Raw genomic sequence first — 15,234 nt, forward strand, 5'->3', positions numbered from 1 at the left:
GCGACGTGGATGAAAAGGGGAAGACGTGGATGCTCGGGACAAGCCCGAGCACGACGGGGTGAGCGATGGCGGAAGCCCGCGGCGGCGTCAAGGCAAAGCGGGAACGCGAGCGGCGCCGGCATGTTACAATGCGAACAGGCTTAACGCAGCGGAGCCGAAAGATGACCCGGGTCCTGATCACTCTTCTCGCCCTCGGCCTCACTGGCGTGGCGTTCGCCCAGGCTCGGCCGCAATCCCCGGCGCGCAGCTGCGACGCCAATCGCCAGAGCGTCATCGCCAATGGCGCGATCGTGCTCGGCACCGGTGGCTATACCTATGACCGCTTCGTGCGCGACCGCAGCTTCTGTCAGTTCGACGAAATGGCCGATCCGGCCTGGGTGCCCGCCCGCGACACGCCGCAATGTTTCGTCGGCTACCGCTGCAAGAGCGCCTCGCCCTGGGACGATTGAGGCGGCGCGTCAGAATCCTGTGCGCTGGCGGATCGCCGCCGCCAGCGTGCCGTCGTCGAGATAGTCGAGCTCGCCGCCAACCGGCACGCCATGGGCGAGCTTGGTCACCTTGACCTGAAGATGCGCCAGCAGGTCGGTGATGAAATGCGCCGTGGTCTGGCCTTCGACCGTGGCGTTGAGCGCGAGGATCACTTCCTTCACCGCCGGCTCCGAGGCGCGCGCCACCAGCGCATCGAGCGAGAGGTTCTCGGGCCGGATGCCGTCGAGCGCCGAGAGCACGCCGCCGAGCACATGGTAGCGCCCGCCAACCGCGCCCGAGCGCTCCAGCGCCCAGAGATCGGCGATGTCGGCGACGACGACGATCAGGCCGTCGTCACGGCGTGGGTCGCGGCAGAGCCCGCAGGGATCGCTGGTGTCGACATTGCCGCAGGTCGAGCAGACGACGATGCGCTCGCGCGCCACCGCCATCGCCTCGGCAAGCGGGCCGAGCAATTGCTCGCGCTTCTTGACGAGGTGCAGCGCGGCGCGCCTGGCCGAACGCGGGCCTAAGCCCGGCAGCTTGGCCAGGAGCTGGATCAGGCGCTCGATCTCGGGGCCGGCGATGGTGCGGGACATGGGTCTCGGGGGCGTCATGGTCGGCCTTGAGCCAACCATCTCAGGACAAGAGGGCGCTTCTGCGAGGGATGCTGGGGCCTGGCCCGAGCATGACGCTGTGGCCTACTCAGAACAGCTTCATGCCGGGCGGGATCGGCAGGCCGCGGGTGACCTCGGCCATTCGCTCCTGCACGGAGCGCTCGGCCTTGTTGCGGGCGTCGTTGCTGGCGGAGATGACGAGATCCTCGAGGATCTCCTCCTCGCCCTGCACCATCAGACTCGGGTCGATCTTCACCGATTTCAGCACGTTCTTGGCGGTCATCACCACCTTGACCAGGCCGCCGCCGGCCGAGCCCTCGAATTCGAGCGTCTCGAGCTGGGCCTGCATGTCGGCCATCTTCTTCTGCATGTCCTGCGCCTGCTTCATCAGGCCCATCATGTCGCGCATGTCGGCGCTCCCTTTAGATCACGTCGTATTTTGACTGATACGTCAAAATGCGAAAAACGTGATCGATGCCAAAAGTTGAGAGCATTGCTCTTGCGAAAAACCGGTTCCCACTTTTTCGCGCAATGCTCTGTGTTCAATTATCGGTCCAGAACTCGACGCCGTCGAAATCGGGCTCGCTATCGTCGAAGAGCGGCTCGGCTTCCGGCAGATCCTCGTCGCCGCCCGCGGCCATGGCCGGCGTCTCCGGCTCCGGTTCGCGCGGATCGCGGACATCGACGATGCGCGCGCCCGGGAAGCGCTCCAGCACAGCGCGCACGGCCGGGTGGCTGGCAGCATCGTTCTCGCGCTTGTCGCGCACGGCCGCTGCCTGCTCGCGCAGGGTCGCCGTTCCCTCGGCGTTGACGACCGCGACCAGCCAGGTCTGGCCGGTCCATTCCTTCAGCCGCTTCGACAGATCGTTGGCGAGAAGGCGGTTGCCGCTCTCGGCCAGCGCGAACTCGATCCGGCCCTGCTCGAAACGCACCAGCCTGATGTCGCGTTCCAGCGCCAGCTTCATGGTGATGTCGCGCTGGCGCGAGGCGAGCGCGACCAGATCTTCCAGGTTCTGCGGCTGTGGCAGGGCGCTGGCGCGCGGCTGTGCGACAGGCACCGGATTGGCACTGGCGAGCACCGGGCGCGCCGCGAGCGCAGTCGCGCCGCCGCCGGAGGGTGACCGTGGAGCGGGCGAGCCATTGCCGCCTAGGCTGCCGCCGCCATCGCGCAGCATCCTGAGCGCCTCGTCCGGCGTCGGCAGGTCGGCGGCATGGGCGAGGCGTACCAGCGCCATCTCGGCCGCCAGCACCGGCCGGTCAGCCTGGCGGACTTCGCCGATCGCCTTCAGCAGCATCTGCCAGGCACGCGCCAGAACACGGATCGACAGGCGCTGGGCGAAGTCGGCGCCGCGTACCCGTTCGGCCTGGGAGAGGCTGTTGTCCTTGGCGGCATCCGGCACGAGCTTGAGGCGCGTCACCAGATGGCTGAACTCGGCGAGGTCGGAGAGCACGACAGCCGGATCGGCGCCGGCGTCATATTGTGCCCGAAGCTCGGTCAGCGCCCCGGCGATGTCGCCCTTCATGACGAGCTCGAACAGGTCGATGACGCGCGCCCGGTCGGAGAGACCGAGCATGCTGCGGACCTCGTCCAGCGTGATCCTGCCGCCGGCATGGGCGATCGCCTGGTCGAGGATCGAGAGCGAGTCGCGCACCGAGCCTTCGGCGGCTCGCGCCACGGCGGCGAGCGCCTCCTCCTCGGCCTCGATGCCCTCGGCCCGGCAGATCCTGTCGAGATGTCCGACCAGCAATGCCGCGTCGACGCGGCGCAGGTCGAAGCGCTGGCAGCGCGAGAGCACTGTCACGGGCACCTTGCGGATCTCGGTGGTGGCGAAGATGAACTTGGCGTGCGGCGGCGGCTCCTCCAGCGTCTTCAGGAAGGCGTTGAAGGCGCCTCCCGAGAGCATGTGGACCTCGTCGATGATGTAGACCTTGTAGCGCGCGCTGGTCGGGGCGTAGCGCACCGCATCGTTGATCTGGCGGACATTGTCGACGCCGTTGTTCGAGGCGGCGTCGATCTCCATCACGTCGATATGCCGGCCCTCGACGATCGCCTGGCAATGCACGCCGAACTGCGTGAGGTCGGTCGTCGGGGCGCCGCTGCCGTCGGCGTTCTGGTAGTTCAGCGCCCGCGCGAGGATGCGTGCCGTCGTGGTCTTGCCGACACCGCGCACGCCGGTCAGCATCCAGGCCTGCGGGATGCGGCCCGCCGCGAAGGCATTGGTCAGCGTCCTGACCATGGCGTCCTGGCCGATCAGGTCGCCGAAATGCGCCGGCCGGTACTTTCGCGCCAGCACGCGATAGCCGGTGGGCGCTGCGGCCGGGGCTGGCGCCGGAGCCATGCCGGGAAAACCCGGCTCGTCGGCGGGGACGGTCTCGTCGGTCATGCCCCTGCTTTCGCCAATCGCGGCGCGCCGGTCAACGCCGCTCTGTCATGGGCGGGCGCGAATGCGTCAGGAATATGAGGGAGGCGCGGCTTGCGCACATGCGCGAAGATGGACTTGCGCCAAGGTAGGAGGTTGGACGAAGACCCGTTCGGTCTCGTTACGGCTGCTTCCTTCCGGACCTGACCGGGTTGGCGAGTGAGACGTCCCTCGCCAACCTCCCGCCGGCTATATCGTTGCTTTGGCGCGCGAGCGCAAGTCTGCGATGCAAGGCGCTGCTGCGACGGTCCGGCACAGGCGTTTCGGCATTGACTTGGGCTGCCCCATCCGCCATAAGCCCGCCACCTGCGCTGCCTACCGGGCGGCGCGGACCCTTTTTGCACGACAGGCCTGGCTGGCATCGGCTTTCTTATGAGAGCTACGCTCGCCGCGCCGATCTAGGCCCCGGAGACGGACCGTGAAGAGAACCTATCAACCCAGCAAGCTGGTGCGTAAGCGCCGCCACGGCTACCGCGCCCGTATGGCGACCAAGGGTGGCCAGAAGGTCATCGCCGCCCGTCGCGCCCACGGCCGCAAGCGCCTGTCGGCCTGATGAGCTCAAGGCGCGCTGTCAAGGCGCGCCCGTTCCGGAAGACTGGCAAACCGCCATGCGCCTCGCCCGTCTGACGCAACGCAAGGACTTTCTCGCGGCGGCCGAGCACGGCCGCCGTTTTCGTTCGTCCGCCTTCACCGCGCAGGTCCTCGACAAGCCGGCGCAGGACGGCCTGCGCCTCGGGCTGACCGCTTCGCGCAAGACCGGCAACGCCGTGGTGCGCAACCGCATCCGCCGCCGCCTGCGCGCCGCCGCTGCGCTCGCTCTGGCTGAGCAGACCAGGAAGCCCTGCGATCTCGTGATCGTTGCCCGGCCCGAAACCGTGAACGCCGCGTTCAGGGCCATGGTCGATGATATCGCGGTCGCGCTCGACCGTGCCCGCCCGAGCGGCGGCAAGCGCCGCCCCGATCGGCGCTCCCCTTCGCGCCCCGCCTCATAGACGCCCGCCAGGGCTGCCAGCGAGACCGTTTTCAGACGATGATGATGAAAGAAGACAACCGCAACCTGCTGCTGGCGATCACGCTCTCGGTCGTCGTGCTGCTCGGCTGGCAATATTTCTACGGCCTGCCGCAAGCCGAGAAGCAGAAGCAGATCGCCCAGCAGAATCAGCAGACGCAAAGCCAGCAAGCGCCCGGCCAGCAGGCGACCCAGCCTTCCGGCGTCCCGGCTGCTCCCGGCACTGCCCCGGCGCCGGGCACAGCGCCGGCGCAGCCCGGCCAGGCGCCCGTCACGGCCGCCCCGGTCGCCGCGACCCGCGAGGCGGCCCTCGCCGCCGGACCGCGCCTCAGGATCGATACGCCCAAGATCGCCGGCTCGCTCTCGCTGACCGGCGCGCGCATCGATGACGTCTCGCTCAAGGCCTATCGCGAGACGGTCGACCCGAAGAGCCCGATCATCGTGCTGCTCTCGCCGGCCGGCGGCCCGAACGCCTATTATTCCGATTTCGGCTGGGTCGCGGGACCGGGCGCTTCCGTCCCGCTGCCGAACGCCACCACGGTCTGGAGCGCCGACAGCGAGGTCCTGACCTCGGCCAAGCCGGTGACGCTGACCTGGGACAACGGCCAGGGCCTGGTCTTCAAGCGCACGATCGCGGTCGACGACAACGCCCTGTTCTCGATCCGCGACGAAGTCGAGAACAAGGGCGCGAACGCCGTCTCGCTCTACCCCTATGGCCAGATCGTCCGCGTCGGCAAGCCGGCGACGCTCGGCTACTACGTGCTGCACGAGGGCATGATCGGCTCGCTCGGCGAGCAGGGCCTGCAGGAATACACCTACGACACCGTCGACAAGGAGCCGGCGCTCGGCTCGGCGACGCATGGCAAGGCCTGGAAGGACGTCGTCGGCGGCTTCGTCGGCATCACCGACAAGTACTGGGCCGCTGCCGCGATCCCGGACCAGGGCAAGAAGTACGAAGGCCGCTACTCCTCGGTGCAGACCGGGTCGGTCCGCACCTACCAGGCCGATTTCCTCGGCGAAGCCGTCAATGTCGCGCCGGGTGCTTCGGCCAGCGCTTCCTCGCGCCTGTTCGCCGGCGCCAAGGAAGTCTCAGCCATCGACGGCTACGAGAAGAACCAGGGCATCAAGCGCTTCGAGCTGATGATCGACTGGGGCTGGTTCTATTTCATCACGAAGCCGATGTTCTACGTGATGGACTGGGTCTACAAGCATGTCGGCAATTTCGGCATCGCGATCCTGGTCGTGACTGTCCTGCTGAAGGGCCTGTTCTTCCCGCTCGCCAACAAGTCCTACGCCTCGATGGCGAAGATGAAGGCGGTGCAGCCGGAAATGCTGGCGATCCGCGAGCGCTATGCTGACGACAAGATGAAGCAGCAGCAGGCGCTGATGGAGCTGTACAAGACGCAGAAGATCAACCCGCTCGCCGGCTGCTGGCCGGTGCTGGTGCAGATCCCGGTCTTCTTCGCGCTCTACAAGATCCTGTTCATCACCATCGAGATGCGGCACGCGCCGTTCTACGGCTGGATCCGTGACCTTGCCGCGCCGGACCCGACCAACCTCTTCAACCTGTTCGGCGCCCTGCCGTTCACGCCGCCGGCCATGCTGCATCTCGGCATCTGGCCGATCCTGATGGGCGTGACGATGTTCGTGCAGATGAAGATGAACCCGGAGCCGCCGGATCCGGTCCAGAAGATGATGTTCACCTGGATGCCGGTGTTCTTCACCTTCCTGCTCGGCTCGTTCCCGGCCGGCCTGGTGATCTACTGGAGCTGGAACAACCTGCTCTCGATCCTCCAGCAGGGCTTCATCATGCGCAAGCACGGCGTCAAGATCGAGCTGTTCGACAACATCAAGGCGATGTTCGGCAAGAAGCCGGCTGAGGCTGGCGCTGTAACCGCGCCCAAGCCGGCCAACAGCAATAAGAAGTGAGGTGGTGGGGCGCGAGCCCCGACCGCAACGACATGGAACGCCGGACGCCTCCTCGGGCTCCGGCGTTTTGCGTTTGCTGCCGGGGTTGCCCGGCTTCGTGGCTTGTCCCGGACGGTGGCGATGTGCTTAGTGCCGCGCCATGCCTCTTCCAGATCCGAAAACCCGCCATCCGATCGCCGGCTGGAAGGGCACGGCCTTTCTCAAGGCCGTCGTCGACCACCCGCTCGTCGAGGTCGGCGACTACAGCTATTACGACGACTCGCGCGGTCCCGAGCATTTCCTCGCCCGCTGCGTGCGCTATCATTTCGACTTCATCGGCGACCGGCTGATCATCGGCAAGTTCGTCGCGATCGCTCAAGGAGCGCAGTTCATCATGAACGGCGCCAACCATCCGATGGGCGGCTTCTCGACCTATCCGTTCGGCATGTTCGGCTTCGAGAACGTGCCGGATTTCACCCGTGATGGCCTCGGTTTGCGCGGCGACACCGTGATCGGCAACGATGTCTGGATCGGCCGCGAGGCGGTGATCATGCCGGGCGTCACCATCGGCGATGGCGCGATCATCGGCACGCGGGCGCAGGTCGCGCGCGACGTGCCGCCCTATGCCGTCATCGTCGGCAATCCCGGGCGCGTCGTGAAGATGCGCTTTGCGCCGGAGGTGGTCGCGGCGCTGCTCGAGATCCGCTGGTGGGACTGGGAGCCGGAAAAGATCGCACGCAACCTGCCATTGATAGCCGGTGCGGACATCGACGCGCTGCGCGCCGCCGTGTAGGCAGGGGCAATGACCTCAGATCAGACCACGCCCTTCACCGCCGACGAGCTCGAATCCGCCCGCAAGCTGTTCGAGGGTCCGTGGGATTTCGTCTGGGCCTCGACCAAGATCGACGACCTGCCGCCCATGGTCGGGCAGGAGATAGCCTTCGCCGGCCGCTCCAATGTCGGCAAGTCGAGCCTGATCAACGCGCTCACCCGCCGCAACGCCTTGGCGCGGACGTCGCATACGCCGGGCCGCACCCAGCAGCTCAACTTCTTCCGTCAGGTCGACCATGACGAGCGCCTGACCATCGTCGACATGCCGGGCTATGGCTACGCCGCCGTCGGCAAGGAGAAGGTCGCGGCCTGGACGCGGCTGATTCATGAGTATCTGCGCGGCCGCGCCAACCTGATGCGGGTCTATGTGCTGATCGATGCCCGCCACGGCATCAAGGACGTCGACGGCGCCGTGCTGGAGACGCTGGACAAGGCCGCCGTCAGCTATCAGGTCGTGCTGACCAAGGGCGATGCGCTCAAGCAGGCCGACCAGACCTTTATGGCCGAGGCGACCTATGACGAGATCAAGCGCCGCCCCGCTGCTTTCCCCGAAGTGCTGCTGACCTCCAGCGAGAAGGGTCTCGGCATTCCCGAATTCCGCGCTGCGATCGCGCGGGCGCTGGCCGAGCGGGCCTGACAGCTTGGGTTGTCATTGCTTCGTCGCTTTGCTTTTAGCGATAGTGATTCGATGAGATTGCGGTGGCGCAATATCTGATTTGCCCGCGAGGGGACGACAAGCGCGGTTGAAAGCCCCATCTTGCAGTCAGGCGGCGTTGCCGCCAGCAAGTTTGGAGCAGTCCCCATGTCCGCAGCCACAGAGGCTTTGGCCCAACCCGTCCGTAACGAGGCGCTCGACGCTCCCGTCCATATCGGTGCAGTGAGTTTGCGCGTCCGCGATCTTCCCGGGCTGACGGCGTTCTATCGCGACGCGATCGGGCTCTCCGTCCTGAGTCAGGATGCGGAGCGGGCCGTGCTCGGCGCCGGCGACGAGCCGCTGGTCAAGCTCGAAGCCGGCGCGCAGCATCCATCCTCAGCCGCCGGCCTGTTCCACATGGCGATCCTGCTGCCCTCGCGCCGCGATCTCGGCAACTGGCTGCAGCATGCCGCGCAAACGTCCGTGCCGCTTGAAGGTGCCTCGAACCATCTCGTCAGCGAGGCGCTCTATCTTTCCGATCCCGAGGGCAATGGCATCGAGATCTATCGCGACCGCAGCCGCCCCGAATGGCCGCGGCTCGATGGCGGCCGGCTCAAGATGGCGACCGAGCGGCTCGACCTCGATGCGCTGCTGCGCGACGGCGACGGCCGTGCCTATGCCGGTATGCCGGGCGGTACCGTTATGGGCCATATCCATCTGCGCGTCGGCGACGTTGCGCAGGCCGAGAGCTTCTATCGCGATGCGCTCGGCTTCGAGGTGACGGTGCATTATCCCGGTGCGAGCTTCATGGCGACCGGGGGCTATCACCACCACATCGCCGCCAATGTCTGGCACAGCCGCGGCGCCGGTCCGCGCCGGGACAGTGAGGCGGGATTGTCGAGCTTCGAGCTGGTCGCGCGCGATGCGGAGGCTCATGCCGCGCTGAGCCGGCGCCTGGCGGCTGCTGGCGACGATGCTGGATCGGCGGTCGATCCCTGGGGGAATCGCATCACGCTCCGAGGCTGACCGACTCAGCGCACGAGAAGATGTGTACGGCGTGGGCCGCTGGCATCCGGCTGGAAACCCATCGCCTCCCAGAAGGCGCTGGCGCCGGCATCGGCGGTGTGGAGCGACAGGCGCGACGCCAGCGCGAAGCCCTGCTGGACCAGGGCGCTGGCGAGCGCCCTGCCGGCGCCTCCGCGCCGGGAGGCCGGTCGCACATAGACGTGGCGGATACGGAGCAGATCGGGAACCGGATCATAGGGGTCTGGCGTCACGGCTCCGACCGCTGCCAGAATGCCGTCGCGGTAGAGCGCGAAAAGCGCGTTGCGGTCGTCTCCAACCAGATAGCGGCCGGCATCCCATTCTTCGAGGATACCTTCGACGAAGCGGTAGCCCTCGGCCGCCGCTTCGGCCTGCAAGGCGGGCAGATCGTTCGGCAGGGCTTCGCTCAGCCGGACGATCTGCAGGTTCGCTGGCGTCACAGACCCTCGAACAAAGCGCTGGAGATGTAGCGCTCGGCGAAGGAGGGGATGATCACCACGATCGTCTTGCCGGCGTTCTCCGGCCGGGCGCCGACCTCGAGTGCCGCAGCGACCGCCGCGCCCGAGGAGATGCCGGCCGGGATGCCCTCGGCCTTGGCGAGTGCGCGGGCGGTCTCGAAGGCGGTCTGGTTGCCGACGGTGACGACCTCGTCGATGACGCCGCGGTCGAGGATGCCCGGCACAAAGCCGGCGCCGATGCCCTGGATCTTGTGCGGGCCGGGCTGGCCGCCGGACAGGACCGGCGAATCCTCCGGCTCCACCGCGACCATCTTCACGGAAGCCTTCTTGGCCTTGAGTACCTGGCCGACGCCGGTGATGGTGCCGCCGGTGCCGACGCCGGAAATCACGATGTCGACCGCTCCGTTGGTGTCGTTCCAGATCTCTTCGGCCGTGGTCTTGCGATGGATCGCCGGGTTGGCCGGGTTCTCGAACTGCTGCGGGATGATCGAGCCCGGAATCTCGTTCTTGAGCTCCTCGGCCTTGGCGACGGCGCCGCGCATGCCACCGGGGCCGGGCGTCAACACCAGCTCGGCACCGAGGAAGGCCAGCATCTTGCGGCGCTCGAGCGACATCGTCTCGGGCATCACCAGGATCAGCCGGTAGCCGCGCGCGGCGGCGACGAAGGCGAGCGCGATGCCGGTATTGCCCGAGGTCGGCTCGATCAGCGTCCCGCCCGGCTTGAGCGCGCCGGATGCTTCGAGCGCGTCGATCATGGAGACGCCGATGCGGTCCTTGACGCTGGAGATCGGGTTGAAGAATTCGAGCTTGGCCAGGATCGTCGCCTGCACGCCGCGCTCGGCCGGCAGGCGGTTCAGGCGCACCAGCGGGGTATCGCCGATCGTGTCGGTGATCGAGTCATAGACGCGGCCACGGCCGGGGACATGGGCGGGCTTCTGCGCTGCATCGGCCATGGCGGCCTCCTTGCTGGTCTGGGCTTGCAAACTGGAATTCAGGCTAGCATCAAATCACAGAATCTGTCGAGGAATGACAGATTTAACAGCTCAAATTGTGAAATCTGTGTCGACCAACGGTTTTCCGGTCGCGGAACGCTCCTCGGCCTGGCGGCACAGGTCGGCGACGCTGACCGCGTCGAGCCTGGCAAGCCAGGCTTCCATGGCCTGCTGCATCATCGGTTCGACCACAGCGTCGACCAAGGCGGAACGCGGCAGCGGCGGCAGGGTTTCGTCGGCATTGGCCTGCATGGCGGCCCGCACGATTTCGCCGGCAGTGATGCGGCGGCGTTCCCGGGCGAGCTCGTAGCCGCCGCGCGGCCCACGCACGCCCTTGAGGATGCCGACCCTGACCAGTGCCTGCAGCACTGTTTCGAGATGGCGCGGCGGCAATTCGTGGCGAGCCGCCAGCGCCTTGGCCGCGACGGGGGTGGGGCGGGCGTGCAGGGCGATGTCGATCACCGCAGTGACGGCGAGCAGGCTGCGGCGCGAGAGCTGGATCATGCCTTGCCTCCGGCCGCCTGCCGCGGAGCGGTGTCGCTCACCCCGGTCGAGCCGAAGCCGCCGGCGCCGCGCGCGGTGTCCGTGAGTTCCTCGACCTCGATGATCTCGGCCTGCAGCACGGCCGCGACGACGAACTGGGCGATGCGGTCGCCGTGCTCGATCGTAAAGACCAACTGGCCGTGATTGATCAGGATGACCCCGACCTCGCCGCGGTAGTCCGCGTCGATCGTGCCGGGGGTGTTGAGCAGGGTGACGCCATGGCGCAGCGCCAGACCCGAGCGTGGCCTGACCTGGCCTTCGGTGCCCACCGGCAATTCGAGTATGAGCCCGGTCGGGACGAGCAGGCGCTCACCCGGCTCCAGCCGCAGCGGTCCCTGAGGCAAAGCGGCGCGCAGATCAAGCCCGGCGGCACCAGCGCTCTCATAGGCCGGCAGTGGCAGGTCGTGGGCGTGCGCCAGGCGCCTTATGCGGAGCGTCGCCATCGCCTTCAGCCCTTCGGCTTCAGCAGATCGGCGAAATGCGCGACGAGGCGCGCCGCCACTTCCGCCTTGGGCAAGGTCGGCCAGGTCTCGACACTGTCGGCGCTGACGAGGTGGACGGTGTTGGCGTCGCCGCCCATCACGCCGGTGCCGCCGACATCATTGGCGACGATCAGGTCGCAGCCCTTCCTGGCCAGCTTGGCGCGGGCATAGTCGACGACGTTCTGCGTCTCGGCTGCGAAGCCGACGACCAGGGCCGGCCGGTCGATCTCGCGCGCTGCGATGGTTGCGAGGATATCCGGATTCTCGACCAGAGCGAGGCTGGGCGGGCCGCTGCCATCCTTCTTCATCTTCTGGCCGGCGGCGTTGGCGGTGCGCCAGTCGGCGACGGCGGCGGCGAAGATCGCGAGATCGGCTGGCAGCGCCGCCTCGGTCGCCGCCAGCATGTCGCGGGCGCTCTCGACATGGACCGTGTTGACGCCGGCGGGATCGGCAATGGTCACCGGGCCGGAAATCAGCGTCACCTCCGCACCGGCCGCTGCCGCCGCCGCCGCGATGGCATGACCCTGCTTGCCGGAGGAGCGGTTGGCGATGTAGCGCACCGGGTCGATCGGCTCATGCGTCGGGCCGGAGGTGACGAGCACGCGCTTGCCCGCCAGCGGCTTAGGGCCGGACGGCGCGCCGCCGGGCAAACGGCCGAGGAAGCCGATCGAGGGCGGATGCCGGGTTTCGCCGGCGAGCGCCAATTCGATCGCCGCCAGGAGTTCGTGCGGCTCAGCCATGCGGCCGGGCCCGCTCTCGCCGCGCTCGGCCATGGCGCCGGAGTTCGGCCCGACCACGAGGACGCCGTCCTTCTGCAAGGTCGCCATGTTGCGCCGCGTCGCCGGGTGCTCCCACATCCGCGGATTCATCGCCGGGGCGACCAGAATGCGCTTATCGGTGGCGAGGAGCGCTGTGGAGGCTAGATCGTCGGCATGGCCGTTCGCCATCTTGGCGAGCAGGTCGGCGGTTGCGGGCGCGACGACCAGCAGGTCGGTCGAGCGCGACAGGGCGATATGGCCAATATCGGCCTCGTCGGTCAGAGAGAACAGGTCGGTGAAGCATTTCTCGCCGGCGAGCGAGGAGACCGCGAGCGGCGTGACGAATTGCTCGCCGGCCCTGGTCAGGATGCAGCGGCAGGCGATGCCGTGATCCTTCAGGCGCCGGATCAGCTCCAGGCACTTATAGGCGGCGATGCCGCCGCCGATGATCAGCAGGATGGAGCGGGAGGCGGGCAAGGGCTTGGCTCCGGAAGGCGGGACGCGCAGTTTGGTAGCACCGGCCGGGCGGGGCTGTCATGTGCCGGCCTTAGAGCCGGATCAGATCAGGTTGAATCCACCTGATCTGTGAATCCGTCGCTAAACCTAAAGATCTCTGGAGCCTCTCAGCCGTGCATCGTCGCACGAGGGGCGCGTCAGCGGCGCATGTTGCAACCGCACCATGCGCTCGGCTAGTTGTTTTCAAGCCTCCCCACCCAGCGACGAAGGCATCCCGATGAAGAAGGTTTATCCCGACGCCAAGGCGGCACTCGCCGGCGCCGTCAAGGACGGCATGACCATCATGGCCGGCGGTTTCGGCCTCTGCGGCATTCCCGATACGCTGATCGAGGCGATCCGCGAATCCGGCGCCAGGAACCTGACCTTCATTTCCAACAATGCCGGTGTCGACGGCGCCGGCCTCGGCATCCTGCTCGAAACCCGCCAGATCAAGAAGATGATCTCGTCCTATGTCGGCGAGAACAAGCTCTTCGCCGAGCAGTATCTCTCCGGCCAGCTCGAGCTCGAATTCAACCCCCAGGGCACCCTCGCCGAGCGTATCCGCGCCGGCGGCGCCGGCATCCCAGCCTTCTTCACCAAGACCGGCGTCGGTACCCTGATCGCCGAGGGCAAGGAGGAGCGCGAATTCGACGGCGAGCGCTATATCATGGAGCGCGGCCTCTTCGCCGACATCTCGATCGTCCATGCCTGGAAGGGCGATACAGAGGGCAACCTCGTCTACCGGAAGACGGCGCGCAACTTCAATCCGATGATGGCTTCAGCCTCGCGCCTCACCGTGGCGCAGGTCGAGCATCTCGTCCCCGCCGGCGAGATCGATCCCGACCAGATCCATACCCCCGGCATCTTCGTGAAGCGCATCGTGCACGTCGCCAATCCGGCAAAGCGCATCGAGCAGCGCACCGTGCGCAAGCGCGAAACGGCTTGAGAGGAGATCACGCACATGGCCTGGACCCGTGAACAGATCGCCGCTCGCGCCGCCAAGGAGCTGAAGGACGGTTTCTACGTCAATCTTGGCATCGGCATCCCGACGCTCGTCTCGAACTACATCCCCGACGGCATGAGCGTTCAGCTCCAGTCGGAGAACGGCATGCTCGGCATGGGCCCCTTTCCCTATGAGGGCGAGGAGGATCCCGACCTGATCAATGCCGGCAAACAGACCATCACCGAATTGCCGACGACGAGCTATTTCTCGTCCTCGGACTCGTTCGGCATGATCCGTGGCGGCCATATCGACCTCTCCATCCTTGGGGCCATGCAGGTTGCCGAGAACGGTGACCTCGCCAACTGGATGATCCCCGGCAAGATGGTGAAGGGCATGGGCGGCGCCATGGACCTCGTCGCCGGCGTCAAGAAGGTCGTCGTGGTGATGGAGCACGTCGCCAGGAACAAGGACGGCTCGGAATCGCCGAAGCTGCTCAAGGCCTGCGACCTGCCGCTGACCGGCGCCGGCGTCGTCGACATGGTGATCACCGATCTCGGCGTCTTCACGATTGACGAAAACGGCGGCGGCATGACCCTGATCGAGCTCGCCGAAGGCGTGACGCTCGACGAAATCAAGGCCAAGACCGAGGCACCGTTCAAGGTGGCGCTCTGACATCCTCGTTACAAAGCTGCGTCAGCGCCTCCGCGAAGGCGCGTGCGGCCGGGCCCATCGCCTCGTCGAGGCGGTGGGCGAGATAGGCCTCGGCCGGCAGTTGGGCGTTCCGCCCGAGCGCCCTGGTCGCGACCCTGACCAGCCTGCCCTCAGTGAGATCGCGCTCGATCAGCCAATGCGGCAGCCGGCCCCAGCCGAGCCCGGCCAGGATCATCGCATGCTTGGTATCCTGCCCGGTGACGCGGCAGGTCTGCGGCGAGAGCACGTTGAAATCCTGCGCGCCCGAGATCGGCGTCGGGTCGATCTGCACGATCTGGAGATGCCCGGCGAGTTCGGATCGGGTCAGCGGCCGTTCTTCGCCGGCCCGGGCGAGCGGGTGCGTCGCCGCGACGACCGCGATCGCCTCGATGCTCGTCAGGGCCTCGATCGCGATGCGCGGATCACGGAAATTCTCGCCGACTGTGATCGCCAGCGCGCTGCGCCGCTCCAATAGCGCTGCGATAGGTCCGCCGAGTGGCTCGATGGCGAGCCGGATCGAGACCGATGGATAGCGCTCGCGCAGGTCGGCGAGCGCCGCGCCGATCAGCGGAGACGGGAACAAGACGTCGATCGTCAGCGAGAGCTCGATCTCGACACCCTTGCTGAGGCCATGTGCGCGGGCCTTCAGCGCGCCGACACGCAGCAGGACCTCCCTGATGTCGTTGAGCAGCGCCCGTCCTTCTGCCGTCAGGGCGGGGCGATGGCCGGAGCGGTCGAACAGCGAGATGCCGAGCTGGCCCTCGAGATTGGCGATGGCGTGGCTCACCGCCGATTGCGCCCGCGACAGGCGCGTCGCCGCCGAACGGAAGCTGCCGGCTTCGGCCACGGTGGCGAAGACGCGCATCTGGTCGAGCGTAAGAGCATCCAGCATGATCGATTGCCTTGATCGAGTTGATGCGAATTATCCCACTTTCTGAGATCGAC

18 protein-coding genes and 1 other RNA gene are annotated in these 15,234 nt (G+C 67.1%); 9 read left to right on the top strand and 10 right to left on the bottom strand.

Annotated elements, in window-relative coordinates:
- Positions 1-161 precede the first annotated feature (161 nt).
- The gene (locus B6S44_RS15700) at positions 162-449 is read left to right on the top strand and encodes a hypothetical protein (protein ID WP_129157836.1); all 288 of its coding nucleotides are present in this window, start codon (positions 162-164) and stop codon (positions 447-449) included.
- 9 nt (positions 450-458) lie between these two features.
- Here the strand turns inward: B6S44_RS15700 and recR are convergent, their stop codons facing one another.
- The 4 genes from recR to ffs form a co-directional block, all read right to left on the bottom strand.
- Positions 459-1,064, bottom strand: coding sequence for a recombination mediator RecR (gene recR / locus B6S44_RS15705; protein WP_129157837.1), 606 nt, complete (start codon positions 1,062-1,064; stop codon positions 459-461).
- Between the two features lie 106 nt (positions 1,065-1,170).
- Positions 1,171-1,491 carry a YbaB/EbfC family nucleoid-associated protein gene (locus B6S44_RS15710; RefSeq protein ID WP_092157374.1) on the bottom strand — a complete coding sequence of 107 codons (321 nt, stop codon included), beginning with the start codon at positions 1,489-1,491 and terminating at the stop codon, positions 1,171-1,173.
- Positions 1,492-1,624: 133 nt separating this feature from the next.
- Positions 1,625-3,466 carry a DNA polymerase III subunit gamma/tau gene (locus B6S44_RS15715; protein ID WP_129157838.1) on the bottom strand — a complete coding sequence of 614 codons (1,842 nt, stop codon included), beginning with the start codon at positions 3,464-3,466 and terminating at the stop codon, positions 1,625-1,627.
- Between the two features lie 123 nt (positions 3,467-3,589).
- Positions 3,590-3,686: signal recognition particle sRNA small type (gene ffs, locus B6S44_RS15720), an RNA gene on the bottom strand.
- Positions 3,687-3,920: 234 nt separating this feature from the next.
- On the opposite strand from ffs, the gene rpmH reads away from it, so the two are divergent.
- The 6 genes from rpmH to B6S44_RS15750 all read left to right on the top strand — a co-directional run bounded on the left by rpmH (position 3,921) and on the right by B6S44_RS15750 (position 8,910).
- On the top strand, positions 3,921-4,055 hold the full coding sequence (gene rpmH / locus B6S44_RS15725; protein WP_103873127.1) for a 50S ribosomal protein L34: 135 nt from the start codon (positions 3,921-3,923) through the stop codon (positions 4,053-4,055).
- A gap of 55 nt (positions 4,056-4,110) precedes the next feature.
- Positions 4,111-4,494 (top strand): ribonuclease P protein component, encoded by a 384-nt coding sequence (rnpA, locus tag B6S44_RS15730; protein WP_129157839.1) that lies wholly within the window; start codon positions 4,111-4,113, stop codon positions 4,492-4,494.
- Positions 4,495-4,538: 44 nt separating this feature from the next.
- Complete coding sequence (yidC, locus tag B6S44_RS15735) at positions 4,539-6,440, top strand: membrane protein insertase YidC (protein ID WP_129157840.1); 1,902 nt, start codon at positions 4,539-4,541, stop codon at positions 6,438-6,440.
- 139 nt (positions 6,441-6,579) lie between these two features.
- On the top strand, positions 6,580-7,212 hold the full coding sequence (locus B6S44_RS15740) for a CatB-related O-acetyltransferase (protein ID WP_129157841.1): 633 nt from the start codon (positions 6,580-6,582) through the stop codon (positions 7,210-7,212).
- 9 nt (positions 7,213-7,221) lie between these two features.
- The gene (gene yihA, locus B6S44_RS15745) at positions 7,222-7,887 is read left to right on the top strand and encodes a ribosome biogenesis GTP-binding protein YihA/YsxC (RefSeq protein WP_129157842.1); all 666 of its coding nucleotides are present in this window, start codon (positions 7,222-7,224) and stop codon (positions 7,885-7,887) included.
- A gap of 165 nt (positions 7,888-8,052) precedes the next feature.
- Positions 8,053-8,910 (top strand): VOC family protein, encoded by an 858-nt coding sequence (locus B6S44_RS15750; protein ID WP_129157843.1) that lies wholly within the window; start codon positions 8,053-8,055, stop codon positions 8,908-8,910.
- Positions 8,911-8,915: 5 nt separating this feature from the next.
- On the opposite strand, the gene B6S44_RS15755 is transcribed toward B6S44_RS15750, so the two are convergent.
- The 5 genes from B6S44_RS15755 to B6S44_RS15775 all read right to left on the bottom strand — a co-directional run bounded on the left by B6S44_RS15755 (position 8,916) and on the right by B6S44_RS15775 (position 12,668).
- Positions 8,916-9,368, bottom strand: a complete 453-nt coding sequence (locus B6S44_RS15755) for a GNAT family N-acetyltransferase (RefSeq protein WP_129157844.1) — start codon at positions 9,366-9,368, stop codon at positions 8,916-8,918.
- A complete protein-coding gene (gene cysK, locus B6S44_RS15760; RefSeq protein ID WP_129157845.1) occupies positions 9,365-10,339 on the bottom strand; it encodes a cysteine synthase A in 975 nt (324 codons plus the stop codon). Before cysK ends, B6S44_RS15755 begins: the two co-directional genes overlap by 4 nt.
- Positions 10,340-10,429: 90 nt before the next feature.
- Positions 10,430-10,882 (bottom strand): RrF2 family transcriptional regulator, encoded by a 453-nt coding sequence (locus tag B6S44_RS15765; protein ID WP_129157846.1) that lies wholly within the window; start codon positions 10,880-10,882, stop codon positions 10,430-10,432.
- Positions 10,879-11,364, bottom strand: a complete 486-nt coding sequence (dut, locus tag B6S44_RS15770) for a dUTP diphosphatase (RefSeq protein WP_129157847.1) — start codon at positions 11,362-11,364, stop codon at positions 10,879-10,881. Before dut ends, B6S44_RS15765 begins: the two co-directional genes overlap by 4 nt.
- Before the next feature lie 5 nt (positions 11,365-11,369).
- Positions 11,370-12,668: a phosphopantothenoylcysteine decarboxylase domain-containing protein gene (locus B6S44_RS15775; protein WP_465246118.1), complete on the bottom strand. Its 1,299-nt coding sequence runs from the start codon at positions 12,666-12,668 to the stop codon at positions 11,370-11,372.
- Positions 12,669-12,894: 226 nt separating this feature from the next.
- Here B6S44_RS15775 and B6S44_RS15780 point away from each other — a divergent pair, with 226 nt between their 5' ends.
- Positions 12,895-13,602, top strand: coding sequence for a CoA transferase subunit A (locus B6S44_RS15780; RefSeq protein WP_129157849.1), 708 nt, complete (start codon positions 12,895-12,897; stop codon positions 13,600-13,602).
- Between the two features lie 15 nt (positions 13,603-13,617).
- The gene (locus B6S44_RS15785) at positions 13,618-14,271 is read left to right on the top strand and encodes a CoA transferase subunit B (RefSeq protein WP_129157850.1); all 654 of its coding nucleotides are present in this window, start codon (positions 13,618-13,620) and stop codon (positions 14,269-14,271) included.
- Here the strand turns inward: B6S44_RS15785 and B6S44_RS15790 are convergent.
- The gene (locus B6S44_RS15790; RefSeq protein ID WP_129157851.1) at positions 14,255-15,181 is read right to left on the bottom strand and encodes a LysR family transcriptional regulator; all 927 of its coding nucleotides are present in this window, start codon (positions 15,179-15,181) and stop codon (positions 14,255-14,257) included. The two genes, B6S44_RS15785 and B6S44_RS15790, sit on opposite strands and share 17 nt — an antisense overlap.
- Positions 15,182-15,234 lie beyond the last annotated feature (53 nt).

The sequence above is a fragment of the Allobosea sp. Tri-44 genome, from assembly GCF_004123845.1.
In the GTDB taxonomy this organism is placed as follows: Bacteria; Pseudomonadota; Alphaproteobacteria; order Rhizobiales; family Beijerinckiaceae; genus Allobosea.